The sequence below is a fragment of the Armatimonadota bacterium genome, assembly GCA_035527535.1.
In the GTDB taxonomy this organism is placed as follows: domain Bacteria; phylum Armatimonadota; class Hebobacteria.
Map to the genome: position 1 here is coordinate 1 of DATLAK010000072.1, position 26,910 is coordinate 26,910.

20 protein-coding genes and 1 riboswitch are annotated in these 26,910 nt (G+C 69.1%); of the genes, 10 read left to right on the forward strand and 10 right to left on the reverse strand.

Annotated elements, in window-relative coordinates:
* Positions 1-253: 253 nt before the first annotated feature.
* The 7 genes from hslV to VM221_04640 form a co-directional block, all read right to left on the reverse strand.
* Positions 254-787, reverse strand: a complete 534-nt coding sequence (hslV, locus tag VM221_04610) for an ATP-dependent protease subunit HslV (protein ID HUT74103.1) — start codon at positions 785-787, stop codon at positions 254-256.
* Positions 784-1,368 carry an imidazoleglycerol-phosphate dehydratase HisB gene (gene hisB / locus VM221_04615; protein ID HUT74104.1) on the reverse strand — a complete coding sequence of 195 codons (585 nt, stop codon included), beginning with the start codon at positions 1,366-1,368 and terminating at the stop codon, positions 784-786. Before hisB ends, hslV begins: the two co-directional genes overlap by 4 nt.
* 9 nt (positions 1,369-1,377) lie before the next feature.
* Positions 1,378-2,451 (reverse strand): hypothetical protein, encoded by a 1,074-nt coding sequence (locus VM221_04620; protein ID HUT74105.1) that lies wholly within the window; start codon positions 2,449-2,451, stop codon positions 1,378-1,380.
* On the reverse strand, positions 2,444-3,748 hold the full coding sequence (hisD, locus tag VM221_04625) for a histidinol dehydrogenase (GenBank protein ID HUT74106.1): 1,305 nt from the start codon (positions 3,746-3,748) through the stop codon (positions 2,444-2,446). The genes VM221_04620 and hisD overlap by 8 nt, the downstream gene beginning before the upstream one ends.
* Before the next feature lie 107 nt (positions 3,749-3,855).
* Positions 3,856-5,208, reverse strand: a complete 1,353-nt coding sequence (locus tag VM221_04630) for a TrpB-like pyridoxal phosphate-dependent enzyme (GenBank protein HUT74107.1) — start codon at positions 5,206-5,208, stop codon at positions 3,856-3,858.
* Positions 5,209-5,265: 57 nt separating this feature from the next.
* Positions 5,266-8,889 carry a DNA polymerase III subunit alpha gene (locus tag VM221_04635; protein ID HUT74108.1) on the reverse strand — a complete coding sequence of 1,208 codons (3,624 nt, stop codon included), beginning with the start codon at positions 8,887-8,889 and terminating at the stop codon, positions 5,266-5,268.
* Positions 8,890-9,072: 183 nt separating this feature from the next.
* Positions 9,073-10,884, reverse strand: a complete 1,812-nt coding sequence (locus VM221_04640; GenBank protein HUT74109.1) for a glutamine--tRNA ligase/YqeY domain fusion protein — start codon at positions 10,882-10,884, stop codon at positions 9,073-9,075.
* A gap of 753 nt (positions 10,885-11,637) precedes the next feature.
* Between VM221_04640 and VM221_04645 the strand changes: the two genes are divergently transcribed.
* The 9 genes from VM221_04645 (at position 11,638) to VM221_04685 (ending at position 20,523) form a co-directional block, all read left to right on the forward strand.
* The gene (locus VM221_04645) at positions 11,638-12,267 is read left to right on the forward strand and encodes a class I SAM-dependent methyltransferase (protein HUT74110.1); all 630 of its coding nucleotides are present in this window, start codon (positions 11,638-11,640) and stop codon (positions 12,265-12,267) included.
* Positions 12,268-12,307: 40 nt separating this feature from the next.
* Positions 12,308-13,528, forward strand: a complete 1,221-nt coding sequence (locus VM221_04650) for an MFS transporter (GenBank protein ID HUT74111.1) — start codon at positions 12,308-12,310, stop codon at positions 13,526-13,528.
* 224 nt (positions 13,529-13,752) lie between these two features.
* Positions 13,753-15,210, forward strand: a complete 1,458-nt coding sequence (locus VM221_04655) for a tetratricopeptide repeat protein (protein HUT74112.1) — start codon at positions 13,753-13,755, stop codon at positions 15,208-15,210.
* 25 nt (positions 15,211-15,235) lie between these two features.
* Positions 15,236-16,102: an NAD(+)/NADH kinase gene (locus VM221_04660; protein ID HUT74113.1), complete on the forward strand. Its 867-nt coding sequence runs from the start codon at positions 15,236-15,238 to the stop codon at positions 16,100-16,102.
* Positions 16,103-16,110: 8 nt separating this feature from the next.
* Positions 16,111-17,235 (forward strand): putative cytokinetic ring protein SteA, encoded by a 1,125-nt coding sequence (steA, locus tag VM221_04665; GenBank protein HUT74114.1) that lies wholly within the window; start codon positions 16,111-16,113, stop codon positions 17,233-17,235.
* Positions 17,236-17,250: 15 nt separating this feature from the next.
* Complete coding sequence (hxlB, locus tag VM221_04670; protein HUT74115.1) at positions 17,251-17,781, forward strand: 6-phospho-3-hexuloisomerase; 531 nt, start codon at positions 17,251-17,253, stop codon at positions 17,779-17,781.
* Between the two features lie 156 nt (positions 17,782-17,937).
* Positions 17,938-18,026: riboswitch (cyclic di-GMP riboswitch) on the forward strand.
* A 198-nt stretch (positions 18,027-18,224) separates the two neighbouring features.
* Positions 18,225-18,707, forward strand: coding sequence for a prepilin-type N-terminal cleavage/methylation domain-containing protein (locus VM221_04675; GenBank protein ID HUT74116.1), 483 nt, complete (start codon positions 18,225-18,227; stop codon positions 18,705-18,707).
* Positions 18,708-18,718: 11 nt separating this feature from the next.
* Positions 18,719-19,363: a type II secretion system protein gene (locus tag VM221_04680; protein ID HUT74117.1), complete on the forward strand. Its 645-nt coding sequence runs from the start codon at positions 18,719-18,721 to the stop codon at positions 19,361-19,363.
* 74 nt (positions 19,364-19,437) lie between these two features.
* Entirely contained in the window at positions 19,438-20,523 is a 1,086-nt protein-coding gene (locus VM221_04685; GenBank protein ID HUT74118.1) for a PilX N-terminal domain-containing pilus assembly protein, read from the forward strand.
* A gap of 182 nt (positions 20,524-20,705) precedes the next feature.
* Here the strand turns inward: VM221_04685 and VM221_04690 are convergent, their stop codons facing one another.
* The gene (locus tag VM221_04690) at positions 20,706-21,746 is read right to left on the reverse strand and encodes a class II fructose-bisphosphate aldolase (GenBank protein HUT74119.1); all 1,041 of its coding nucleotides are present in this window, start codon (positions 21,744-21,746) and stop codon (positions 20,706-20,708) included.
* A 158-nt stretch (positions 21,747-21,904) separates the two neighbouring features.
* Between VM221_04690 and VM221_04695 the strand changes: the two genes are divergently transcribed.
* Entirely contained in the window at positions 21,905-22,612 is a 708-nt protein-coding gene (locus tag VM221_04695) for an ATP-binding protein (GenBank protein ID HUT74120.1), read from the forward strand.
* A gap of 24 nt (positions 22,613-22,636) precedes the next feature.
* Here the strand turns inward: VM221_04695 and VM221_04700 are convergent, their stop codons facing one another.
* Positions 22,637-23,122, reverse strand: a complete 486-nt coding sequence (locus tag VM221_04700; protein ID HUT74121.1) for a bifunctional nuclease family protein — start codon at positions 23,120-23,122, stop codon at positions 22,637-22,639.
* A gap of 106 nt (positions 23,123-23,228) precedes the next feature.
* Positions 23,229-26,777, reverse strand: coding sequence for a GAF domain-containing protein (locus VM221_04705; protein ID HUT74122.1), 3,549 nt, complete (start codon positions 26,775-26,777; stop codon positions 23,229-23,231).
* Between the last annotated feature and the right edge of the window lie 133 nt (positions 26,778-26,910).

Genomic DNA, 26,910 nt, shown 5'->3' on the forward strand with positions numbered 1-26,910 from the left:
CGACACAGGCAGGCGCTTCCTTGCTTTTGTGTGGGTTGGAATCGTTCCCATCATCGTTTCATCAGCTGTTAACCGCTTAACATCGCTGCTTCACCCGCCAGGTGAAGCATTTACGCTCATTGCGCATAATCTGGGTCTAACGCTCCTGGTTACGGTTGCATGCAACGGCCTGAGGCACCGACGGCACGTTTGGCCGTCCTGCGTGCTTACCCATGGCCCCATCCCTGACCGGTATGCCGATTTCTGGTGCGACCTACTGCGTGATGGTCTCGACGGTTATCTGATCGTTGGTATAGATGCAGATGTCGGCGGTGATGGCCATGGCCTCGCGGGCGATGGTCTCCGCCGGCAGGTCGGTGTGGCGCGCGAGCGCGCGCGCGGCCGCCACCGCGTAGGGGGCGCCGCTGCCGATGGCGGCGATGCCGTCGTCGGGCTCGATCACATCGCCGTTACCGGAGATGACGAACAGGCGCTCGGCGTCGGCGGCGATGAGCATCGCCTCCAGCCGCCGCAGGAGCCGGTCGGTGCGCCAGTCCTTGGCCAGCTCCACCGCCGCCCGCGGCAGGCTGCCGCGCGTGGCTTCGAGCTTGGATTCCAACCGCTCGAAAAGCGCGAAGGCGTCGGCGGCGCCGCCCGCGAACCCCGCGAGGATGGCGCCGTCGCGCAGCGTACGGAGCTTATTGGCGCTGTGCTTGAGCACGGTGTTGTTGAGCGTCACCTGGCCGTCGCCCGCGAGCGCGACCTGGTCTCCTCGCTTCACCGCCAGGATGGTGGTCGCCTGTATCACAGCACCCCCTTGGTCGAGGGCACGCCGCCGCCGCGGGGGTCGGTTTCGACCGCCGCGCGCAGGGCGCGCGCGAAAGCCTTGAAGGCGGCCTCGACGACGTGGTGGGTGTTGCGCCCGGCCAGTTGACGCAAGTGCAGGGTCATGCCCGCGGCGTTGACCAGCGCCCGGAAGAATTCCTCTACCAGCTCGGTGTCGAAGTCGCGCAGCTTGCGTCGTCGCACTTCCAGCTCGTAGCTGAGGTAGGGGCGGCCGCTGAGGTCCACCGCCGCCAGGATGAGGGCTTCATCCATGGGCACCGCCGCGGAGCCATAGCGGCGGAGGTCCGTCTTATCGCCCAGCGCTTCCTTGAGCGCCCGGCCGAGGCAGATGCCGACGTCCTCTACCGTGTGGTGGAAGTCCACGCCGAGGTCGCCTTTCGCCCGCACCGCCAGCGCCAGCGCCCCGTGCTTGGCGACCAGCTCGAGCATGTGATCAAGGAAGCCGATGCCGGTGGCGACCTTGACCGCGCCGGGGCCGTCGAGACCCAGGTCGAGCGTGATGTCGGTTTCCTTGGTCTTACGGTGAACGCTGGCGGTTCTCATGGGTACCGGTTACGCCGCGGGGGTCGGCAGTTCCTGTCGGCCGGCGGCCAGTTGCGCCCACCACTCCATGAAGACGTTGACATCGGGCGCGATGAGGTCGGCGCCGGCGGCGCGGATCTCCGCCTGCGGGCGTCCGCCCAGCGGCCCCGACAAGACCAGGCAATCGAGGACCTCGACCCCCGCACCGCGCTCCTCGCGGTAGCGCCGCACCGCTTCGCGGTCGTCGGGCATGTCGCCGACGAAGACCGCGGCCGTCGCCGCCATGCGCTCGACCAGCGTCGCCAGCCCGCGCGGATCGGGCTTGACCATCCCGTCGTCCACGACGATCACGCGCTCGCGGGCGAAGACATCGGCGATACCCGCCATCTCGAGCGCGGCCCTCGTCTCCTCCCACGTGCGCCCGCTGTAGATGCCGAGCTTGGTGACGGCGGGGGGGATGCTCGCGCGGCGGATGAGCGGGCGGTCGAGGGCGATGCGGCCGGGCACGTGCAGGTGCTGCGGATGATAGCCATAGAACCTGGGGCAGTAGTCCTCGCCGGCGTAGAGCTCCTGGAAGATCTGGCGAATCTTGTCGAAATCCCAGGCGCGCATTACGCGCGCGCGCGCCGCTTCGTCCAGGCGGTCGAGCAGCAGCGTCCGCACCCCGGACGGCCCGCCCCGCGAGGCGCGCACGGCGGTCGCCAGCTCGGCGACCGTGGGCGATGCCGCTCGCAGCGTGGCGGCGTCCTGCGTGTCCGCCAGCTCCGCCTTCACCAGGAAGGTCAGGGCGTTGACGCCGGCGAGCTCCCAATCGTCGTTGAAGCCGTCGGCGAGCTTGTAGAGCTCTAGCTCGCAGGTGTCGAGCAGCGGGCCGCGGTCGGGCCAGCCCACGATCTCCGTCAGGTAGGCGCGCACCGCGTCGCAGCCGACCGCGCGCATGGAGCCGGTGACGTCCATGATGACGCCGTCAATGTCGAAGATCAGGGTGTCAACCTCCGCCAGGTGCGGCAGCACCTCGGGGCGCACCAGCACCCGCCCCGAGGCGGCGTATCGCGGCTGGGGGCTTGTCCGCCGCAGCTCCGGCGCAGGCGGGTCGTTAACCATCGTCGCCCATTCTCATGCGCACGGAGCGCGCGTGCGCCTGCAAACCCTCCATTTCCGCCAGGCGCTCGACATGACGCCCGTTGTGGGCGAGCCACTCGGGTGAGACGGACACGACGCTGGAGCGCTTCATGAAATCCAACACGCCCAAACCCGAGGAGAATCGTGCGCTGCGCCCGGTCGGTAGGATGTGACTGGGGCCGGCGAGGTAGTCGCTGACGGCGGTCGGCGTGTCTGCACCCACGAGGATGCAGCCCGCATTCCTGATCTTGGGCAGCAGCCCGCGGGGATCGGCGACCGCCAGCTCCAGGTGCTCCGGCGCCACCAGGTTGACCAGTTCGATGCCTTCCTCGAGGCTGCGAACCAGTACCATCGCACCGCGTTCATCGAGGCAGCGGCGAATCGTGTCCGCGCGGCCGAGGTTGCGTAGAAGCTCCGCCAGGCTCGCTTCCACGCGCTCCATGAGTGCGCGCGACGGCGTCACCAATACTGCAATTGAATCCGAAGCATGCTCGGCTTGAGCCGCGAGGTCGGCGGCGATGAGGCGCGGGTCGGCTTGCTCGTCGGCGAGGATGACGACTTCGCTGGGGCCGTAGAAGCCATCTATGCCGACTACCCCCGCGACGGCGCTCTTGGCAAAGTTGACGTATATGTTGCCGGGACCGACGATCTTGTCAACCGCGGGAATAGTCTGTGTGCCACGGGCTAGGGCGGCGATAGCCCACGGGCCGCCGACGCGGTACACCTCGGTGATGCCCAGCAGACCCGCCGCCGCAAGGATGCCGGGATTGGCGCTCCCATCGCGAGCCGGCGGCGTGACCACCGCGATGCGCGATACCCCGGCTGCCTGCGCGGGCACCACCGCCATGATGAGCGAGCTGGGCAGCGGCGCCGTACCAGCCGGGACGTACACACCCACCGACTCGATGGGCGTGTAGCGCCAGCCCAGGAGCGCCCCGTATTCGGCCGCATCCAGGTGGTCGCCCGGCACGTGCTGTTGGTGGAACTCGCGGACGTGCTCGATGGCCGCGCGCAGGGCCGCGGCGTCCGCCGCGTCGAGAGTCTCGGCCGCGGCGCGGATTTCGGCCTCGGAGACGCGCAGTGTCGCAGCAGAGGCTTCAGTCCAGTCCTTGTCGCGCGAGTACTCAACGACCGCCTCATCGCGCTCCTCGAACACGCGCCGAACGATCTTGATCACCTCGGCCTGCGCCGCCGGCTCCAACGCGACCGCCGGCATTGAGATCTTGTCGGCGATGACGGCAAGTTCCAGGTTCTCTTCTCTCGTGTTGATCAACCGCATGATTGGTGTGATCCCACGCTGCACGGCTGACCGACGGACTTGTAGGGGCAAGGCATGCCTTGCCCCTACGGATCGTCGTTCACATCAGCGGATGGCGGCGGTTGCCTCTAGACCGTCGGCAGATCGGCCAGCGCCGCGTCAATCTTCTCCTGCGGCAGCTCGTAGTCCACGAGCTTGCCGGCGAGATAGTCGTCGTAGGCGCCGAGGTCGAAGTGGCCGTGACCACTGAGGTTGAACAGGATAACCCGCTTTTCGCCGGTCTCCTTGGCGGCCACGGCCTCGTCCATGGCGGCCTTGACCGCATGGGCGGCCTCCGGTGCGGGGATGATGCCTTCGGCGCGGGCGAAGGTGACCGCCGCCTCGAAGCAGGGGTTCTGATGATAGGCCACCGCCTCCATCAGGCCCTCCTTGACCAGGAGGCTGATAAGAGGAGCGTCGCCGTGATAGCGCAGCCCGCCCGCGTGAATGCCCGCGGGGACGAAGGTGTGCCCCAGCGTGTACATGCGCACCAGTGGCGTCAAGCCGACGGTGTCGCCGAAATCGTAGCGGAATTGCCCCTTGGTCAGGGTCGGGCACGCGGTCGGCTCGACCGCCAACGCACGCACCTGCTTACCCGCGAACTTGTCGGCCAAGAAGGGGAAACACAGGCCCGCAAAGTTGCTACCCCCGCCGACGCAGCCGACGACGACGTCGGGGTAGTCACCCGCCATCTCCATCTGCTTCTTCGCTTCCAGGCCCACCACCGTCTGGTGCAGCAGCACGTGATTGAGCACGCTGCCCAGGGAATAGCGCGTGTCGTCGCGCGAGACCGCGTCCTCCACCGCCTCGCTGATGGCGATGCCCAGGCTGCCCGGGCTGTCGGCGTCCTCGCTCAGAATCTGGCGCCCGGCCCGGGTGTGCTCGCTGGGGCTGGCGAAGACGTTGGCGCCCCACACCTCCATCATCACCCGCCGATAGGGCTTCTGGTTGTAGCTGACCTTGACCATGTAGACGGTGCACTCGAGGTCAAAGATGCGGCAGGCGAGGGCGAGCGCGCTGCCCCACTGCCCGGCGCCGGTTTCGGTCGCCAGCCGCTTGACGCCCTCCTGCTTGTTGTAGTAGGCCTGGGCGATGGCGGTGTTGGGCTTGTGGCTGCCTGGGGGACTCGTCCCCTCGTACTTATAGTAGATCTTGGCCGGGGTGTCGAGCACCCTCTCCAGGCGCCGGGCGCGATGGAGCGGCGTCGGCCGGTAGAGGCGATAGGCGTCGAGCACCTGGTCGGGGATCTCGATCCAGCGCTCCGCGCTCACCTCCTGCATGATGAGGCCCATGGGGAAGATGGGGGCGAGGTCGTCCGGCCCCAGGGGCTGGTGGGTGCCCGGGTGCAGCGGGGGATCGAGGGGATGGGGCAGGTCCGCGGCGATGTTGTACCACCGCGTGGGGATGTCCTTCTCCGACAGCAGGATCTTCGTTTCCGCCATGTGATAATACCTCCTCGCGGCGATCGCCGCTGAATTGACGCCACCGATACTCGCGGTCTAGAGCGTTTCCCTCCACACCGCATCTTCGCCCAGCAGGGCCTCGATTTCCTCGCACAGGGTCTCGCTCGCGGCCACGGCGAAGGCGCGGGGAAGGGACAGGCTGGTCTCGGACTTATCGTCGGCCACATGCAGCAGCACCAGCGCCTCGCCGCGGTGCCGTCGCAGCAACTGCTTGAGGTCGCGCAGAAAAGCGGTCTCCGCGTGCGCCGCAGGCACGCGGATATGCAGGCGCTCGCGCGGCGCCGCCGGTCGCGGTGCGGGCGCGTGGTCATCCGCGGCGGCGGACGGGGAGCGGTTGGCATTGCCGTGGTTATTGCGGCTGTTGCGCGTTCGCCGCCGGCCGGCGGCGAGCAGCGCCTTGACCGCCTGCGTATCATCGAAGCGCGCGATCTCAAACGCCACCACCCGCGCCACCCCGACCCGCCCCTCTGCGGCCTCACCCCCGCGGCGGGATCCTTCCACCTTGCCGCGCGCCAGCGCCACCGTCCCCGCGGCGAGTTCACCCCCGCAGCGCTCGTAGGCGTCGGAGAAGACCGTAATCTCGACGCTGCCGGTCATGTCCTCCATCGCCAGGAACATCATCGGGCGACCGTTGCGCGCATTGTAGCGGCGGCAGCTGCTGACCAGGCCGCCGATTACGACGTCCGCGCCCTCCTCCAGCTCGCCCAGGTCGCACACCCGCGCCGATACCTGCTGTGTCAGCTCCTTTGCCACCGCCGACAGCGGGTGGTCGGAGACGAACAGCCCCAGATATTCCTTCTCCAGGGCCAGCAATTCCTCTTGGCTGAACTCGGCCGCGTCGGGCAGCGCCGGCCCGGTGCTCGCCGGGAGCTCCGCCTCCTGCTCCCCGAACAGCGAGCCCTGCCCCGCCAGGCGGTCGCGGCGGCTGCGCTGAGCCGCCTCGAGCGCGGGGCCGAGCGCTTCGGCGAGCTGGCGGCGATGCCCATCCAGGCCGTCGAGCGCCCCCGCCTTGATCAGCGACTCCAGGGCGGTGCGATTGACGGCGGCGGGATCGAGGCGCGCGCAGAGGTCGTGCAGGCCGGCGAAGGGGCCGCCCTGCTCGCGCGCGCCGATGATGCTCTCGACCGCTCCCCTGCCGACGTGCTTGATGGCGGCGAGACCAAAGCGAATCGCGCCCTCGGAGACGGTGAAGTTCTCGCCCGAGTCATTGATGTCGGGCGCCAGGACGCGGATGCCCATGCGCCGGCACTCCTCGATATAGGCGGCGAGCTTGTCCTTGTTGTCGCCGACGCTGGTGAGCTGGGCGGCCATGAACTCGGCGGGGTAATTGGCCTTGAGGTAAGCGGTCTGGTAAGCGTTGAGGGCGTAGCAGGCGGAGTGCGCCTTGTTGAAGCCGTAGCCGGAGAACACCGCCATGCGGTCGAAGATGTCGTTGGCGACGGCGCGGGGGACGCGGTTGGCCTTGGCGCCCTCGATGAACTCCTCGCGCAGCTTGCCCATGGCTTCGCTCTTCTTCTTGCCCATGGCCTTGAGCAGCACGTCCGCGCTGCCCATGGAGAACCCCGCCAGGTCGCGGGCGATCTGCATTACCTGCTCCTGATAGACAATGATGCCGTAGGTGCTCTCGAGGATGGGCTTGAGCTTGGGATGAGCATAGGTGATCTCGCGCCGCCCGTGACGGCCGGCGATGAAGTCGGCGATGTGCGCCATCGGCCCCGGCCGGTACAGGGCGACCACGGCGATGAGGTCGGAGAAACGGTCCGGGCGTAGGTCCATCAGCACCTGGCGCATGCCCGAGCTCTCGAGCTGGAACACGCCCGCGGTATCCCCCCGCGCCAGCAACTCGTAGGTCGCGGCGTCGTCAAAGGGAATGCGCTCCAGGTCCACTGCGACCCCGCGACCGGCCTGGATGAGGGCCAGCGCGTGCTTGATCACCGACAGCGTGCGCAGCCCCAAGATGTCGAGCTTGAGCAGCCCGACGTCCACTACGTCATCCATCTTGAACTGGGTGGTGACGCCCTCCCCCTCGGTCGAGCGCTGCAAGGGCACGAGGTCGGTCAGCGGCGACTCGGAGATGACCAGGCCCCCGGCGTGGGTGGAGGCATGTCGCGCCAGGCCTTCGATCGCCATCGCGGTGTCGAGCAGCTTGCGCACCCGGTCGTCGCCCTGGTACTCGTGGCTCAGCTCCAGCACCGTGTCCAGGCTCTGCGAGATGGAGGTGGTGGGGTCCACCAGCTTGGCCAGGCGATCCACCTCCGCCAGCGGCGTCTTCATCGCGCGCCCGGCGTCGCGGATGGCCAGCCGCGCCCCCATGGTGCCGAAGGTGATGATCTGGGCGACCCGTTCCGCGCCGTAGCGTTCGATGATGTGGCGGATGACCTCGTCGCGGCGCGCATCCTCGAAGTCGGAGTCAATGTCGGGCATGCTCAGGCGCTCGAGGTTCATCCAGCGCTCGAAGGGCAGGCCGTGCTCCAGGGGATCAATGTTGGTCACCCCCAGCACGTACAGCACCAGGCTGCCCACCGCCGACCCCCGACCGGGGCCCACCAGAATGCCGTTGGAGCGCGCGAAATGGATGGCGTCCCAACTGATGAGGATGAGCGGCGCCAACTGCCGCTGCCGGATGACGTCGAGCTCTTCCTCCAGGCGCGTCATCACGCGGGTGTCGGCATCCGGATAGCGGGCGCCCAGACGCTCCAGGCACAGCGCGCGCAGGTAGCTGTCGTGGTCGTGCCCCGGCGGCACTTCGAAGTGCGGCAGCCGCACCTCGCCCAGGGACAGCTTGACGTCGCAGCGCTCGGCGATCGCGCGGGTGTTCTCCAGCGCCTCCGGGTAGTCCGGGAAGAGGGCCGCCATCTCTGCGCCCGACTTGAGGTAGAACTGGTCGCCGTGGAAGCGCAGCCGGTTGGGGTCGTCCACGGTGGTGGCGGTCTGGATGCACAGCAGAACGTCGTGCGCCGCCGCATCCTCCCGGCGCAGGTAGTGCACATCATTGGTGGCGACCAAGGGGATCCCCAGCTCCCGCCCCAGCCGCGTCAACTCCGGGTTAACGCGCGCCTGCTCGGGGATTCCGTGGTCCATCAGCTCGAGGTAGAAGTTGTCCGCGCCGAAGAGCTCGCGATAGCGAGCGGCCACCCGTCGCGCCTGCGCGCCGCGGCGCTCCAGCGATAACGCGGCCACCTCCCCCACCAGGCACGCGCTGAGCGCAATCAGCCCCTCGCTGTGGGCGGCCAGCAGCTCGTGATCCACCCGCGGCTTGTAGTAGAAGCCCTCGAGGTGGCTCGCGCTTACCAGGCGGATGAGGTTGCGATACCCCACGTCGTCACGCGCCAGCAGCACCAGGTGCGCAAGGTTGCTGTCGGCCTTGCCCTCGCGGTCGCGACGGCTGCGGGGGGCGACATAGACCTCGCAGCCCAGGATCGGGCGCACGCGATGGCGCTGGCAGGCACGGTAGAACTGGATGGCGCCGTACATCACGCCGTGGTCGGTAAGGGCGACCGCCTCCATGCCGAGCTGGGCGGCGCGCCCCGCCAACTGGTCTATGCGACAGGCGCCGTCAAGCAGGCTGTATTCGCTGTGGACGTGCAGATGGACGAATGACGAGGGGACGGTCCCTGCGTGGACGGTTCCCTGATTCGGGTTGGAGGATTCCTGGGCCATGGACCGGGACTCGGCCGCCATCTTGTAGGGGCGGCCCGCTGTGGCCGCCCATTCACCCCGACGAGTCGGGGTGCCACATCCGACGTTACCGCGGCGGCCAGACTGGTGGACATATTATACGCCCTGCGGGGTGGGCGCACCTTCAGGAATCGCTCGCCGAGAGGCGGCGGAGGGCGGCCGCTCTCACGCCCGCTTCATCGCCCGCTCGATCCGCGCCCAGGTATCGCGCAGGGTGACGGTTCGGTTGAAGACCAGCCGGCCCGGAGCCGAGTGTCTCGTGTCCACGCAGAAGTACCCGACACGCTCAAACTGGAAGCGGTCGCCGGCCTGCGCGTCTCGCGCGAACGGCTCGACATAGCCGGTAACGATCTCCAGCGAGTCCGGATTCAGGTTGTCCAGGAAGCTGCCGCCCCTCGACGATGCTCGCGACGGTCCTTGCACGTCGGGCACGGGCGGCCCTGAGCCGGTCGAAGGGCCGCCCTCAGGCACGTCATCCGGGTCGGGTTTCACGAACAGATGATCGTACAGCCGCACCTCGGCGGGCGCGGCGTGTTTCGCCGACACCCAGTGCAGCGTCGCCTTCGGCTTGCGGCCGTCGGGGGCATCCCCGCCGCGGGTGGCGGGATCATAGGTGCAGCGCAGCTCGATCACCTCGCCGTTGTCGTCCTTCATCACCTGCTCGCAGCGGATGAAGTAGGCGTAGCGCAGCCGCACCTCGCGCCCCGGCGCCAGGCGGTAGAACTTCGGCGGCGGCTCTTCGCGGAAATCCTCGCGCTCGATATACAGCTCGCGCGAGAAGGGCACTTTGCGCGTGCCGGCGCTCGTATCCTCCGGGTTGTTGACCGCGCCCATCTCCTCCGTCAGCTCCTCGGGGTAGTTGGTGAGGACGACCTTCAGCGGCCGCAGCACCCCCATCACGCGCTGGGCGCGCCGGTTGAGGTCATCGCGCGCACAGTCCTCGAGCACGGCGATGTCAACGATGCTGTCGGTCTTACCCACCCCGATCCGCCGGCAGAACTCGCGGACGGCTTCGGGGGTATAGCCCCGCCGCCGCAGGCCGGCCAGGGTCGGCAGCCGCGGGTCGTCGTACCCCTCGACATGCCCGCCGTTGACGAGCTCGATGAATCGCCGCTTGCTCATGACCGTGTACGACATGTTCAGCCGCGCGAACTCGATCTGGCGGGGGTGATGGATGCCGAGCTGATCCAGGAACCAGTCGTACAGTGGACGGTGATTCTCGTATTCCAGCGAGCACAGGGAGTGCGTGATGCCCTCGATCGAATCCTGCAGTCCGTGCGCCCAATCGTACATCGGGTAGATGCACCAGTCGTCGCCCTGGCGGTGGTGCGCTGCATGGCGGATGCGGTACATCACCGGGTCGCGCAGATTCAGGTTCCCCGAGGCCATGTCTATCTTGGCGCGCAGCGTCCGCGCGCCGTCCGGGAACTCGCCCGCGCGCATGCGCCGAAACAGGTCGAGGTTCTCCTCGATGCCGCGGTCGCGGTAGGGGCTGGCGACCCCCGGCGTCGTCGGCGTGCCGCGCATCTCGATGACCTCCTCCGGCGAGAGGTCGCAGACATAGGCCTGACCTTGCTGGATGAGATCGAGGGCCCATGCGTACTGCTGCTCGAAATAATCGGAGCCGAAGAAAAGACGGTCGCCCCAGTCGGCGCCGACCCAGCGCACGTCCTCGATGATGGCGTCAACGAACTCCTGTTCTTCGGTCACCGGATTGGTGTCATCGAAGCGCAGATTGAAGAGCCCACCGTACTCCTGGGCGATGCCATAGCTGATCCAGATCGCCTTCGCGTGGCCGATGTGGAGGTAGGCGTTGGGCTCGGGGGGGAAGCGGGTGTGCACGCGGCCGTCAAACCTGCCGGTCTGGGTGTCCCCGGCGACGATTTCGCGTATGAAATCGAAAGGGGCTGTCCCCCCGTGGACTGTCCCCTGCCCGTCCTTCGCGGCATCGCCCGCCGGATTCGTCGGGCGCGACATGCGGGGCGCGACCTCTTCAGCGGTCGCGGATTCTCTCGCGCGTTCTGAAGAACGCGCGCCCGGTGCGTCGCGAGACACGTTCGCACGGTTGAAACCGCGCGCCCGCTTCTCGTTCTCGCCGTTCGATGTCGGATCGCTCATCGGTCTCTCATTTCAGGGGAAGTGCTCGGTAATTGTGTCACATCACCGCGACGTGGTCAATCATGTGGCGACCGCGGGGGGTGACCGGGAAAGGCGGGATGCGCGCCGCGATGTAGGGTCCGGGCTCCGCCCCGGCCCGGATTCCGGGTCGTAGGGGCAAGGCATGCCTTGCCCGTACAGGCCGATCCCCATGCCGGCGATGCGCGATGATCCCCCGCCGTGAAGGGTCCCACCGGGGGCGCAGCAGCGGGAGCTTCCGCGCGGCAGAGCTGACGGCTACCCACTTTGCGCTATCGCGCAGGCGAGACTCTTCGCTAACGCGGCTAGGTCGCGGAGCGACCGCCGTGTCCCTAGGTCAGAGACCGGGATGGCGGCCTTTAGGCCTAGCCAGCGGCCCTCCGGGCCTAGGCACTCACAGTGACACCGCTCTGGTGGTGTCATTCTGATCGGAGCGTGCTCGCGCGAGTCGCGCGGCCGCGCGAAGTGAAGAATCTCGCTGCGGCCTGATCGGAAACTGTGTAACTGTCAGGCGGCAGAGGGCTTGACACGGCGCGGCCCGGCGCTATCATGTTGCAGGCGCGACTGGATCTACGGCGCGACGGATGACGGGCAATGAGGTCCAACAACCCATACCACCGCGGAGCGGGGTTATACGAGCTGAACCTGGCGCTGCCCGTCATCTCCACCATTCGCCGCCAGGAGGCGGCAGCGGTCGGCAAGCTCATCGCCCGCTACGGCGACCGCCGCCACCGCGCCCTGGAGGTGGGGCCGGGCACGGGGATGTACACCCTGGCGCTGGCGCAAGCGTTCGGCGAGGTGGTGGCGGTCGAGGACTCCGCGACCATGGCCGGGATCCTGGGGCGCCGGCTGGCCGCGGCCGGCGCGACCAACGTCACCGTCGTCAATGATGACTTCATGCGGCTGCCGGTGGACGGCGCTTTCGACGTGGCGGTGGCGATCGGGGTGCTCGACTACGTGGCGGAGCCGGCGGCGTTCGTGGCGCGGATGTGCGCGGCGACGCGGGAGGCGCTGATCATCACGGCGCCGCAGCGGGGGCTGTTGGGCGCGTGCTTCGCCGCCGCGGCGCGATTGCGCGGCATCCGCGTTTACCGCCATCACCGCTCGGCCCCCGCCGCGTGGGCGCCGGGCTGGCGCTGCCACGTCGCCGAGGTCGGGCTCCACACCCGGCTGACGCGGGGTCTCACCCTTGTCGCCGCCCTGGAGCCGCGCTCCACCAGCTAGCAGCGAAGGCGCCTCGGCCTTGGCTGCAAGGGCATGGTCCATGCTTCAGCACCTGGAACGCACATACATCGCCCTGTTCCGCGAGTACCCGGAGCTGCTGCGCCTGGGGGTGGTGGCCGGGGCCGGCCAGATCGCCTTTGCGCTCGTCAATGTTTACGCCCTGCCCATGTACCTGATCGAGGACCTGCACGTCTCGGGTGTCGCTCTGGGCGCGACCAGCGCGACCTTCCTGGTGTGCGAGATGGCGCTCAAGTTCCCCATGGGCCGACTGTCCGATCGTCTCGGGCGCAAGCCCTTCATCGTGCTCGGCCCGCTGCTGATTTGCCTGAGTCCGACGCTAGTCGCGCGCCTGCCCTTGCGGCTGTGGGCGCTGGTGTTCCCGCTGCGCGTGGCCGACGGCGTGGGCGCGGCGGCGCTGTGGCCGCCGCTGTTCGCCATGATCGGTGACCTCGTGCGCCCGCGCTCACGGGCGGCGGCGATGAGCGCTGTCAACACCGTGTACGTGGCGGCTATCGGCGTCGCCGCCGCGCTCGGCGCGCTTGTGGCCCACGCGGCCCACAGCAACCGTTTCCCGTTCTACGTCGCCAGCGGGCTGCTGTTGGTGGCCGCAGTTGTGGGCTACTGGGGCCTGCCGCGCTCGCGACCCGCCGCCGTGCCGACTGCGGCGACCCCGGCCGAGGCGGCGCCCGCTCCTGCGCCCTACCCCATGTTCCTGGTGCTGTTGATCAGCCTCTTGATGACCATGGGCGCGCTGACGCTGGCGAGCTTTGCGCTTCCCTACCTGAAGTTTGAGTTCGGTCTGAGCGGCCTGGGAGTCGGCGGGCTGCTGGCGGCGCTCGGCGTGCCGGTACTACTGCTAGGGTTGCCGCTGGGGCACGCCGCCGACCGCTGGGGCAGAACGCTGGCTGTGCGCCTATCGCTTGGCGCCTCCGCCGCCTTGATGTGGCTCGTTCCGTCATGTCACTCACTGGTCGCGTTCTCCGCGGTCGCCGTGCTGCTGGTGCTAAGCCAGATCCTGGGCATCCCGGCATGGCTGGCGGTGGTATCGGAATTGGCGCCGACCAACCGCCGCGGCGGCGTCATGGGCATGGTCGCCACCGCTGAGGGCGCCGGCGCCGCGCTGGGGCCGGTGCTGGGCGGCCTGCTTTGGGACCGACAACACGCCGACGTCTTCTATGGCGCCGCGGCCATACTGACACTGGCCGCGTTGGTGGCCGCCCTTGCGCTGCGCCGGGAGCCGGCACCCACAGTCGGCTGCTGATCCTTCCCCCACCAGCGCCCCGCCCGCCTGCGGGCAATGAGCACCCCGGAAGAGGCCTGGCCACGGAATCCACAGAGCGCCTGCCCCGGCGTCGGCGCCGGTTGAAATGGGGTAGCGGGTGTGCTATACTCACGCGGGATTGCCGCCAGCGGTTTGCTCCCGTGCGGCGCTTGCCCACCACCGGCGGATCCGCCTCCCAACCACGGCAAGCGCGGGGGTGTGACATGCATCTTCCATCAGCGCGAACGATCGCCGGCCTGTGCCTGGTGCTGACGGTGGCGGCCTGTGCGCGCGCTGACGACTACCAGGAGGGCGTGGCCGCGTTCAAGGCCAACGCCTACCCCGCCGCGGTAGCCGCGTTCGAGAAGGTCACCGCGTCGGCCCCGGATTCCTCGACCGGGTGGTCGTGGCTGGGACTGTCACAGCTTCAGGCGGGGCTGGTGAGGGAGGCGGTCACCTCCCTGTCGCGCGCGGTGGAGCTGGACCCCGGCTCCGCCGACGCGCACAACAACCTGGGCAACGCATTGTTGGCGCAGGGCGATCATGCGGCTGCGGCCGTGCACTACCGCAAGGCGTTGGCGATCGCGCCCGACATGACCGACGCGCGCTACAACTTGGGCAACGCGCGCCTGGCGGCGGGCGACCTGGCGGGGGCGATCGCCGAGTACCGCGCTGCGATCGCGGCCGATCCCAAGCACGCCGCCACCCATCACAACCTGGGGGTGGCGCTGCAGCGGAGCGAGGACTTGGCGGGCGCACTGGCGGAGTATCGCGAGGCGGTACGGCTGGCGCCGCGCAGCGGCAAGTTCCAACTTGACCTGGGCCTGGCGGCGCGCGCAGCCGGGCGCTTGCAGGAGGCCGAGTCAGCCTTCGAGACCGCGACGCAGGCGGACCCGTCGTCGCTTGCGGCGCATCTCAACTTGGGCCAGGCGCGACTGGCGGCGGGCGAAGCGGAATCCGCCGCCGCCTCCTTGCGCCGCGCGGCGGAAATCCAGCCCCGGGATTTCGCGGTTCTCTACAACCTCGGGCTCGCGCTTCTGCGCTTGCAGAAGTACGACGAGGCCGTCTCCGCCTATGAGCAGGCGCTCAAGATCAAGTCGCTGGATCCCCGCGCCCTGTCCAATCTGGGCGCGGCCTACCTGGCGCAGGACCAGGTTGACGACGCGGTAGCGGTGCTGCAGTTGGCGGTGCGCGCGGCCCCGTCATTCGCGCTCGCGCGACAGAACCTGGCGGTCGCCTACACGCGCCAGGGGGAGACGGAGAAGGCGGTCGAGCAGTGGCAGCGAATGGCGCGGGTGGCGCCCGGCTCCCCGGCGCCGCACGAGGCGCTGGCCGACTACTACTTACTCCGTGCCCAAGACTACGAGGCGGCCGAGCGCCACTACCTGGAGCTGCTCAAGCTGCGCCCGGACCACCTGGGGGCGCTCAACAACATCGGCCTCATTCACTATCGCCGCGGGGAGCTGGAGCTGGCGGCGCTGGTTTTCGGGCGCGCGCTGGAGTTGAACCCGAGCTACCCCCTGGCGCACAACAACCTGGGCATCGTGCTGGAGGCGCAGGGCAAGCGCCAGGAGGCGGTGCGGCACTACCGGCTGGCGCTGGCGGCGGACCCGGGCTACAACGATGCGCGTGACAACCTGCAGCGGCTGGAGCCGGGCGAGTCCGGCCCGGCAAGAGGCTAGGGGCGCTGCGTTGGGACCGGTGGCGATGGACAAGATCGCGATCGTAGCGTCGCTCAGGAGGCGGGGAGCGGCGAACGTGGTGCGCGAGGTGGCGGGCTGGCTGGAGGAACGGGGCCTCGAGGTGCGCCTACAGCCGCCGGTGGCCGAGCGCCTGCGCCGGCCGGAGCTCGGGCGCAGCGAAGAGGAGCTGATGGAGGGCGCGTCGCTGGCGCTGGCGTTGGGCGGCGACGGCACCATGCTGGCGACGGCACGGCTGGCCGCGCCCGGCGGCGTCCCTATCCTCGGCTGCAACCTCGGCGGCTTCGGGTTCCTGACGGAGGTGGCGGAGTCGGAGCTGATGGCGGCGCTGCCGCGGGTGCTGGAGGGGCAGTGCGAGGTGCGCGACCGGATGATGGTCGAGGGCGAAGTGATGCGCGCAGGACGGCCCGCGTGCCGCTTCCTGGGCCTCAATGACGTGGTGGTCACCAAGGGCGCACTATCGCGCGTGCTGCGGCTGGAGATCGAGGTCGCCGGGGAGCAGCTCGGCGTGTTCTCGGCGGACGGCGTGGGGGTGGCGACCCCCGCCGGTTCGACCGCGTACTCGCTGTCGGCGGGGGGGCCGGTGGTAAGCCCGGAGGTGGAGGCGCTGCTGGTGACGCCAATCTGCGCCCACACGCTGTCGGCGCGGCCGATGGTGGTGCCCTTGCACGCCGAGGTCTCGGTCAGCGCCAACCCGCTGCAGCCAGGGCAGGACGTGACGGTTACAACTGACGGCCAGCAGGGCTTCGCCCTGGCGGCGGGGGATATCGTGCGCGTGCGCAAGGCGCCAGTGGCGGCCCACATGGTGCACGTGGCGGGGCCGAGCTTCTTCGTCAAGGTGCGCACCAAGCTGGGCTGGGCGGGCAGGAGTTGAGGGGAACCGTGCAGTGCATTCGCGGCCGAGCGCGGGTTGACGCCCGCACCAAGCACCTCGCGTTGCGCCTGCGGCCAGGCGAAATCGCGATCATCGCTCACCGCGATCTGGATGGTTCGTGCGCCGCCGATCTCATCGCCCGCGGCGTGGCGGCGGTCGTCAACGCCGAGCCCAGCATCACCGGCCGCTACCCCAACCTCGGCCCCCGCGCTCTGCTTAACGCCGGGGTGCCGGTGCTTGACAGCGCCGGCCCCGAGGCGCTGCAGCTCATCCACGAGGGCGACGCGCTGGAGATCGTGGGGGGCGACGTGTATCGCAAGGGCGTGCGCGTGTGCTCGGGCCGCACGCTCACCCTCGAGGCGGTGGCGGAGCGCATGGAGGCGGCCAAGTCCAACGTTGATCGTGAGCTCCGCAGCTTCGTCGAGAACACGCTCAGCTACCTCGGCGCGGAGCACGGGCTGCTGGCCGAAGCGACGCAGATGCCGGCGCTCGACACCCCCCTGTCGGGGCGCCACGTGCTGGTGGTGGTGCGCGGCCAGGGGGCGCGCGAGGACCTGCGCATCATCCGCTCCTACATCCGCGACATGAAGCCGGTGCTGATGGGGGTTGACGGCGGCGCCGACGTCTTGCTTGAATCGGGGTATGTGCCGGACCTCATCATCGGCGACATGGACAGCGTGTCCGATCGCGGGCTGCGCTGCGGGGCCGAGCTGGTGCTGCACGCCTACCCCGACGGCCGCGCCCCGGCGCTCGAACGCCTGCGGGCGCGCGGAGTCGCGCCCAAGCTCTTCCCCTGCCTCGGCACCAGCGAGGACGTCGCCATGCTGCTCGCTTACGAGAAGGGCGCCGAGCTGATCATCGCCGTCGGCGCCCACTTCAGCCTGGTGGATTTCCTCGACAAGGCGCGCGGGGGCATGGCCAGCACCTTCCTCACCCGCCTCAAGGTGGGGTCGGTGCTGGTAGATGCCAAGGGCGTGAGCCGCCTCTACCGCGGCGCCCCTTCGCCGGGCTACCTGCTGGCGATCATGGGGGTAGCGGTTGCCACCATCGGCACGATCCTGTGGATCGCGCCCGAGGTGCGCGCATACCTGGAGGCGCTGTGGGCGAAGGCGGTGTTGGCGCTGCGGTCGTAAGCGGTGGGAGAGTGCATGGCGGACGACGGTGTGATAGACGGCATTCTGGAGGAGTTGCGGCAGGCGCTGCTGCCGGTCGGGGAGACGGAACTGGAAGCTCTGGCCGACGCGGTCGCCACCGCCGCCGAGGTCTTCGTGACCGGCCAGGGGCGTTCGGGGCTCATGGGCGCCGCGTTCGCCACGCGCCTGGCCCAACTGGGCAAGCGCGTCCACGTGGTCGGCTCGCCGACCACCACGGCCGCCGGCCGGGGCGCCGTGCTCATCGCTTGCTCAGGCTCCGGGCGCACCCGCAGCACCGTCGCCCACGCCCAGCATGCACGCGCCCTCGGCGCCCAAGTGTGGGCCGTCACCGGGGATTCCTCTTCTCCGCTCGCCGCCGCCGCGGACCGCGTCATCGCCATCCCCGCGGCGCCCTCGATTCAGCCGGGCAGATCGGTCTTCGAGCAGGCGCTGTTGATGTTGTTCGATACGGTGGTGCTGCGGCTGATGGTCAAGCTGGGGCAGACCGCGGAGCGCATGGACGCCCGCCACGCCAACCTGGAATGACCGCGGCGCCTCGCCGCGGCGCTTGTGCCGCACTGCGATGACCCCATATCCCACTCTCCCGGGCGCTCCTCACATGTGAAATCTCATGCCGAATGTGGAAAATCTAGGCTAGAGCCCCGAAGTGTCGGGGCGCGGAACCTTCGCAACCCACGGTGATTCCCGAAACGGCAAACTTGGGGAAACCCAGGGGCGCAAAGCCATGGGCCTACGGCGATGATGATCGCCACGGCTGCCAGGCTGCCGAAGACCGTGCGTCGGCGTGCACGGAGCAGACCGCAAGCGTCTCCCGGCAGCCCTGCCGCGGAGGCCGAAGCCACCCGCTGTCTGCGACGAGCGACGCCGACAGCGGGTTTTGCGTTTTGCGGGACGCAGGGGCTCAGACGCAGGGACACCCCGAGCGGTCGGGGTGCCACATGGGGCGGCGCCCCGCATCGGAGGGCACGATGACTGACCACAGAAGCGCAGCAGTCAGGCGCCGGCGCGCAGCCGGGTTCACCCTCATCGAAGTGCTGGTGGCGGCGATGGTCCTGGGCATCGGCCTGGTGGGGGTCTCGTCCATGGTGTACTACGGGGTGCTTTCCCACCAGAAATCGGCCAACTACACCATCGCCGGCCAGAGGGCGATGCAGGAGATGGAGCGCATCCGCGACGCCGGCTACCTGGGGGCGGTGGTGGATTACGCCCACTTCCCCTATCCCAACTACCAGATCGTTGACGCGAACACGGCGCGCTTCACCGTGCCCGAGCTCACCGGCAGCCAGGGCACCATCACCATCAACGAGGACAACGAAGCGCAGGCCGTCAACCCCAGCACCGGTGCGCCCTACCTGAACATGAAGCGGGTCAGCGTGACCGTAGCCTGGGGCGGGTCGCAGCGGTTGCGCGGGTCCTACAACCTGGCGACCCTGATCTCGAACCGGCCGTGAGGAGCAAGCTGATGAAGTGGATGATCAAGCACGACCAGCGCAGACTCAGCCGCCGGAGCGGCTTCACTTTGCCGGAATTGCTGGTGGCGATGTTGGTCATGGGGATCCTGGCGTGGACGGTGTCCCTCATCTACTTCTCGGTGCTGGGGGTCTATAACAAGAACCTGTGGCGCCTGCGCCCCTACGACGAGGCGACCAAGGCGGTCGAGCGCGTCGCCAAGGAAATCAGAGAGGCGATGGTGATTGACACCTACGGCTCGCAGGCGCTGATCGTCATCATGCCGCAGAAGGACGCCAGCCGCGACAACGTGTTGGTGGACTCCGGCAGCGGCCTGGCGCTGTCGCAGGGGGACTGGGTGGCGTTCTACCTGTCGGACCAGACGGGCGCCCTCGACGCCAGCGGCCACTACCTGTGGAAGGCGGTCAAAGCGCAGGGCACGACCACCTGGGTGCCGCGGGTGATGATCGCCGACAGCATTCATCCCGAGCTCAACCCGACCGATCCCGCCACCGGGCTGCCGCGGCCCATGTTCAAGTATTGGCCGGACGAGGTGCGCCTGTACGGGGTGGAGATGTGGATCACCTCCGTGTCGGAGGTAAGGGGCGAACTCAAGCCGCAGACCGCCCACACCGAGTGCTACCTGCGGAACCTGTGAGGGGATGCGGTGGTGACCGCGCAACTACTCCTCTCCCTCTGAGGGAGAGGGGTGGAGCGACGAAGGAGACGACGATGATGACATTACGGCGCCGTGCGCGCAGCGACGAGGGGTTTGCCCTGGTGTCGGCGATGATCTTCCTGGTGGTGCTGCTGATTGTGGGGGCGAGCCTGGTGCAGACCAGCTCGCAGGAGCTGCAGACCGCCAGCCGGGTGCGCAAGGAGTCGCGCGCCCTCAACCTGGCGGAGGCGGGCATTGATTACGCTGCGTGGAAGCTGTACAACGCGCCCACCACCGCGCTGCCGACGACGTGGACGCGCAGCGACCTGCCGACGGGCACATTCACCGTCGCCGCCACCCAGTACGTGGGCGCGACGGGGCCGGTGCCCAACACGGTGGTGCTGCAATCCACCGGCGTATCACAGGGGTGGAACTCCCAGCTCAAGGTGGTGGGGCGCTTCCTGCAGAACCCGGGCACCAATAACCCGATCTTCGATAACGCGCTGTTCTCCGACGCCGAGCTGCGCGTCGGCGGCACGGCGGACGTCAAGGGCAGCGTCCACGCGAATGCGAACATCAAGTTCAACGGTTCGCCAAAGGTGGACGGCGACGTGTCGGCGGTGGGATCCATCAGCGAGGGGGGCACGGTCACCGGAACTCGCACGCCGAACGCGCCGCAGATGCCGATGCCCACCATTGATCTCGCGTACTACCGCAGCATCGCCACCACCGTCATCAACGGCAATTACAACTTCAACGGCAGCGCGACCCTCGATGGCGTAACATACATTGACGGCAACTGCTCCATCAACGCCACCTTCAGCGGCACGGGCGTGATCGTGTGCAGCGGCGAGGTCACGGTCAACGGTTCCGCCAGGCTCGAGAGCTTAGAGACGGACGAGTTGGCGATCGTCGCCGCCGGCAGCGTGCGCATCAACGGCAACTGCCGCATCGAGGGCTACGTCTATACCCACAACCTGGACATCCCCGCCGGCTTCACCGGCAACGGCACCGCTGACATCCTGGGTGGCGTCGCCGCCGACGTCATCAATGTCAACGGCACCTTGCTCCTCGAGTACCGCGAGCCGACCTTGCCCTTGCCCGGCGATTCCTCCGCACCCCCCCAGTTTGCCTCCATTTCCTGGCGCCGGGTGCGGTGACATAAGGGCGATCCCAGCAGGAGGTGGGGCCCGGATAATCTGCGGGAGGGCGCCGGCCCTCCCGCAGGGCTTTGTCTGGTGGAAGCGCTGGCGGTCGGTTGAATCGTCGGCGGCGCGCCTCAGCAGTTGGTCGCGGGCGGAGTCGTCCCCTGCCGGCGCTGCGGGCGCCCATGCGGAATCGGCTAGGCTGCGCGGCCGAAGTCCGCGTACCCGCAGTCCAGCAGGCAGCGCTTCATCACGGCCACCATCGCCGGGACGCACACCTCGTCGCGCCGGTGGCTGTTGGCGATGTAGTCGAGACCTGGCGCCCGTTGCCCCTGACGGCTGGCGAAATCCGCGGTAAGCACGCCCTGCTCGACGAGCGCCTGCATGTCATCGGCGGAAAGGACGCCGCCCAGGTTCGCCAGCAGATCTTGGGCCATCGCCACGGCGGCGACGTGCTCCAGGCGCGTCCAGATGTTGACCTTGGCGATGCCGTCGTCGCGCAGCATGCCCAGGCTCGTGTCGCGCAGGGAGGAGGTGCCGTGCAGCACCAGCACCGGCCCCACCGCGGCGCTGATCTCGCGCGCGCGGTCGCCGTGGTAGCGGGCGGCGCCGGCGGTCACTCGGTGCTCGGTGCCGAGGTTGACGACAATCAGGTCAACCCCGGTCTCATCGAGGAAGCGGCGCGCCTGCTCCGCGGTCGTCAGCTTGCTCTTGACCGCGCCCGTGCCCGGCTCCGCGATCTCGTCTACCGCACCCTCGACCATCACCTGCGCCCCGACCTCCGCGACGAAGCGTTTGGTGCGAGCCATATTCTCGACCAGCGGCAGGGCCGAGCAGTCACACATCACGGAGGCGAAGAAGCCTCTCCCCGCGGCCAGCACATCACGGTCGGCCCCGGGTTGCGCGTGGTCGAGGTGAACCATCGCCCGCACCTGGGGATAGGGCCCGCCGGGGCGGCACAACCGCTCGAGGTCGTCGCGCAGGGCGAGCAGCCCCTCGTCGGCGGCGCCCAAAGAGGTGTAGTTGGCGAGCTGCTGGCGCTGCCCGTAGTTGGCGGTGGCGGCCAGCACCAGGGGCGGCTGGGAAAGGTTGTGCTCGCGCGCGACCTCGGCGACGGCGCGGAAGGCCGCCTCGGTGGTGTCGCGGTTTTCGGTGTTGAAGGCAGGCAGGCAGATTCGGCGCTGCTGCGCCTCGCGGTAGATGGCGCGCGCCTGACGGGCATCGGTGATCAGGGGCATGGGCGACCTCGCGTGGGATCGTGTCCTTGCCCACGATAGCACACGTGCGCCGGTTGGCACAAGGCGCGGGAACCCGAGGGCAATGCTGCGCGCGGCCAAGGGAGGATGCCCGACGCCGCGGAATCACTGCCAGCAGCACAGCGAGAGGAACCCCCCTAATGGACGATCCCTCGGGTCGTACAGGCGCAGCATGCTGCGCCTGTACCAGCCACCCGGTCTTGGCTGCGTGGAGCAGCGGCAAGGACGCGCTGTGGGCGCTGCACATCGCTCGGCAGGGGGACTTCGATGTCGCGGGCCTGCTGACGACTATCAGCGACCCCCACCGGCGTGTCTCCATGCACGGAGTGCGCGAGGAGCTGGTGCGCGCCCAAGCGCGGGCGCTCGGCCTGCCGCTGATCGAGGTGCGCATTCCCGCCCCGTGCACGGACGAGGCTTACAGCGCAGCGATGCGTGGCGCGCTCGAGCGGGCAAAGGGCGACGGCCTAACCGGCGTCGTCTTCGGCGACCTCCATCTGGCCGACGTGCGCGCTTACCGCGAGGAGCGCATGGCCCAGGTGGGGATGAGGTGTCACTTCCCCCTGTGGGGGCGCGACCCTGACGAGCTGGCGCGGGCGATGGTCGCCGGCGGAGTGCGGGCTTACATCACCTGCCTCGATCCGCGCAAGCTGCCGCGGGAGTTCGCCGGCCGCGCGTGGGACCGCGCATTCCTGGCGGCACTGCCAGCCGACATCGATGCGTGCGGGGAAAACGGGGAATTCCACACCTTCGCGTTCGATGGCCCCGGGTTCGAGCGGCCCATCGGCGTGCACCTGGGAGAGACGGTGGAGCGAGAGGGGTTCGTCTTCACCGACATCGTGCCGCGGTGAGAGGGCGTCTGCGGGCGGCGGGGGCTATGCCTGTTCGTCCTCGGAGGGGAAGTCGGGGGCATCGTCGGCGGGGCCGCCGGCAGCCGGCTCATCGTCCTCCACCACGACGTTGCCGGCTTCCATGACCGCGTCGCTGACCCACACCGGTGCGTCGCAGCGCAGGGCCAGAGCGATGGCGTCGCTGGGGCGCGAGTCAACGGTGACCGTGCGCCCGTTAATGGCCAGGTGAACCTTAGCATAATAGGTATCGTTGGAGACATCATCAACGACGATGCGCTCGACGCGGCCGCCCAAGCGCTGGATGACGGCGGCGCAGAGGTCATGGGTCATGGGGCGACGAAGCAGGGTGGCCGAGTGCTGCGGATCGAGTCTGATCCAGATCGCCGCCGCTTCGTAGGGGCCGATCCAGATGGGGAGGCTGCGTTGGCGTCCGTCCCGCAACAGCACCACGTCTCGGCCGCGGTGATCCTTGACCAGCCGCCAGACCTCGACCCGAACTTCGTCCACCATTCCCTCCTCCCCGGTGCGGGCCGGCAACCCAGGGGGTGGGTAACGCCCCTGCGGCCGCGCCCATGGTCGGCGCCTGCGGGCCGCCGCTTGCGTCGCGCGCGGGGGGCTATTTTCGGAACGCGACTCTGGCTATGGTTCCCCCGTTGCCGGCGATGGTAAACTCGCCGCCGAGGTCCTGGCTTACCAATCCCTCGACGATGCGCAGGCCCAGGTGAGCGTGATGCTGAAGGTTGAAGTCGCGGGGCAGGCCCACGCCGTCGTCGCTCACTTGCACCAGGATCTCGCCTCCGGTCGCCTCCTGCATGCCGATAGCGATGTTCCCGTGCTCGCGGCCGGTGAAGGCGTGCACCACCGCGTTGTAGACCAGTTCGTTCAGGACCGAAGCCAGGGAGGTCGCCTGGCGCGAGGGCAGGCGGACGCGCGCGCCGCTCACCTGGCCCGAGATCTTGAGGTGGGGATTGGGATTCTGGCGCAGGGCGTTGTCGAGCACGCGGCGACCGGCCTCCCTGACGTCAATCGAGCGCACATCTTCGTCGAGCAGCAGTTCGTGGACGACGGTGATGGCCTGGACGCGGGCGATGATCTCGCGCAGGGCCTCCTGCACGCGAGGCTCGTCAACTTGCGCTATATGGAGTTGGACAATGCCGATGATGCTCTGGAGGTTGTTCTTGATGCGGTGGTTGACTTCCTCCATCAGCAGGCGCATGGAGCGTGTCTGCTCGCGCGCCGCGGCGTAGAGGCGGGCGTTCTCGATAGCGACGCTGGCCTGGGCCGCAAGCGTGGTCAGCAGGCGCTCCTCGGCAACCGTGAACGGCCGTGCGGCGCCGCTGTAGGCGGTGAGGACGCCGAGCCGCTTGCCCTTAACGCTCAGGGGCACGCTGATCATGGAATGGAGGCCCTCGGCACGAGCGGCGTTGCGATGCCGGAAGCGGCCGTCGCGCGGCAGATTGGTGCTGGTCATGGCGACGCCCTTGAGCGCCACCATGCCAGGTATGCTCTCGCCGGCGTGCAAGCCGGCGTGGAGTTCGTGCTCGGCGGGCAGGCCGCAGGTGGCGACGGTCGTGAGGTGTTGGCCGCTGGCGTCAAGGAGCATGATCCCGGACGCCGGTACGCCCAGCAGCGACACGGCGGCGCGCGCCACGTGATCGAGCACCGGTTGCAGCTCGATGGTCGAGGTTACGGTCTTGGTGGCTTCGAGAATCCCCTCCAGCTCCCGTGCGTGCCCCACCACCGCCTGGTAGTGGCGCGCGTTCTGCAGCGCCAGCGCCGCCTCGTTGGCGTAGGCCGACAGCAGCGCCTCCTCGTGCTGACGGAAGATCCGCGGCACGCGGTCGGCGGCGAAGATGACGCCCAGCAGCTCCTGGCGGCCCTTGATCGGCGCGCAGATGACCGACGCCACATCGAGGCCGGCCACCAATGAATCGTGGGCGCGCCCCTCGGCCGCGACATCGCTGATGACCTTGATGCGCTGATCGGTCATCACCGACGCCGCGATGCAGTCGGGGCCCAGCGTGAACCCGCGCACGAAGCTCGCGGGCAGGCCGCGGTGACCGCCCTCGGGCAGCCGCAGCTCGCGGTTGTCGCCCAGGAGCGCTATCGCCGCCACCGGTGTCCGCAGGGCGCGCGCCACACTCTCGACCATGATCTCGATGATGGCAGTCTGGTCTAACGTCGAGGTCACCCCGGCGCTCGCCCGCGAGAGGTCGGCCAGCTCCGCCAGGCGCTGCTGGGTCTCGCTGAACAGGATCACGTTCTCGACGCCGACCGCCGCCTGGCGGCTGAACGAGGCCAGCAGTTGCCGCTCCTGGCGGCGCAGACCGCGCCTGCGGGTCAGAATACACAGCGTGCCCGCCATCCGTCCCCGCACCGACAGTGGGAAAACGTGCACCGCGCGGACGTGCTCGCGCAGCATGACCCGGCGCACGCCCTCGGTCGCAGCCTGGCTGCGGGCCGCCACCGTCACCGCTTCGCCGCGCTCGACGGCCAGGGCGGCGACCGGTTCGTAGGCTTGAGGATCGGCGGCCGCGCCGGCGTCTTCTCCGCGCGTGGCCACCGCGCGCGCAGCCAGGCCCGTACCGTTCTCCTTCATGAAAACGATTGCCGCGTCCGCCTCCACCAGCTCGGCGCCGCGATCGGCGATCACTTGCAGGAGCTCATGCATGTCCAGCGCGGCCGCCAGCGCGTCACCCAGGGCGACGATGGAGGCGTTGAGCCGCTGACCCAGGCGTCTGCTCTCCTCGTAGAGGTGTGCGTTCTGCACGGCGGCCACGATCTGGCCGCCGAGCGCCTCCAGCATTCGCACATCCTCGTCGCGAAATGCGCCCTGGTTGCGGCGCACCACCAGCAGGCCCAGTGCGCTCGAGCCGACACGCAGGGGCGCGGCTACCGCCCAGCCCTTGCCCCACGGCATGCCACGGCTGGCTTGCGGCGACATGATCGCCGTTTCGCCGCCCAAGACGAGGCCGAGCGGCCCGTCGCCCGCGCTGAAATCGAGGGATCCCGAGGGCCGTCCGCGGCCGTATGCGGCACGGAGCATGAAGCGAGTGCTGCCGGGCGCGCGCAGCCAGAGCAGCGCCGACGGTGCGCGCAGCAGGCGGGCGGCGCCTGCCGCAGCCACGGCGAACAGTCGCGGGGAGCTGATGTGAGACGAGAGCACGCGCTCGATCTCGTTGAGCACGGCCAGGGTTTGCGCGCGCTGCTCGGCCTCAGCCAGCAACTGAGCGTTCTCCATGGCGAGCGCGCCCTGCGATGCCAGCTCCCGCACCAGCGTGACCTCGCGCTCGCTCCAGTCCTGCCCCGCCAGCGGATCGAAAAGCTCCAGCAGCCCGAGGACGCGGTCGCCCACGCGCAGGGGCACGCTCATGGCGGCGTGCACCTGGAGTCTGGCCGCCGCGCGCCGGAGCCCGACGCTTGCGCCCTCCGCCACATCGGCGATAATGCGCGTACCGGTCGGCTCCAGCGCGCCCGACAGCGGCCGGCCGCTGCGTCGGATGTAGGCGTTGAGATCGCCGAGAGACAGCCGGTACGCGCCCCGGTAGCGCGGGGCGCCGTCATCCGGCACCGCCACCGCCGCCCGCTGCGCGCCGGCGAGGTGCGCCGCCGAGCGCGCGATAAGCGAGGGCAAGCGCCTGACGTTGCGTTCCGCTACCATCTCCTGGGCGAGATCGGAGACCGCCACCTGGTCCTCCGCCAGCCGGCTCAGATGAAGCGCTCGCTCCACGGTCAGGGTGCGCGAACCACCGTCGCGCCCCATCGCATCGTAGTTGGCGACCGTGTTGATGATCATGCCGTCGAACCACTCGGCGACCGTGCGCGTGGCCTCGTGCATGACCTCGCTGTCGAGTTCCGGCAACTCGCGCAGCGCCTGCCACAAGACGTGCTTGAAGCTGATAATGGCCTCCACCACGTCGGCGAGGGCGATCCCGCCGAGCGCGAGGCGGCGGGCGGTGAGGCGGGAAGTGCGGTGGAGCGGGCCGACATCGCCCGTGCGCATGGCGCGAAGGAGCAGAGCAACCCAGGTCCTGGCGTCGCGCCATAGCTGGCGCCGATTGTCCGTGGACACCAGGCCGTTGTCTCGCCGCTCGAGCTCGGCCTGCCACGCCGACGCCAGCGCGTCTCCCTCTTGCTCAATCAGGTTCGCGATTTGCCTGAACACTTGAATGGGCCTGCGAGTACCACCGCCAATGCCGCGCGCCCATCGCAGCCCCGGCGGGAGGGGCTCGATGCGCGACCTCGCGCCCGACGCCCGCGCGTCGGCAGCGCGCGCTTGCGCTCAGCCCCACGGGCGG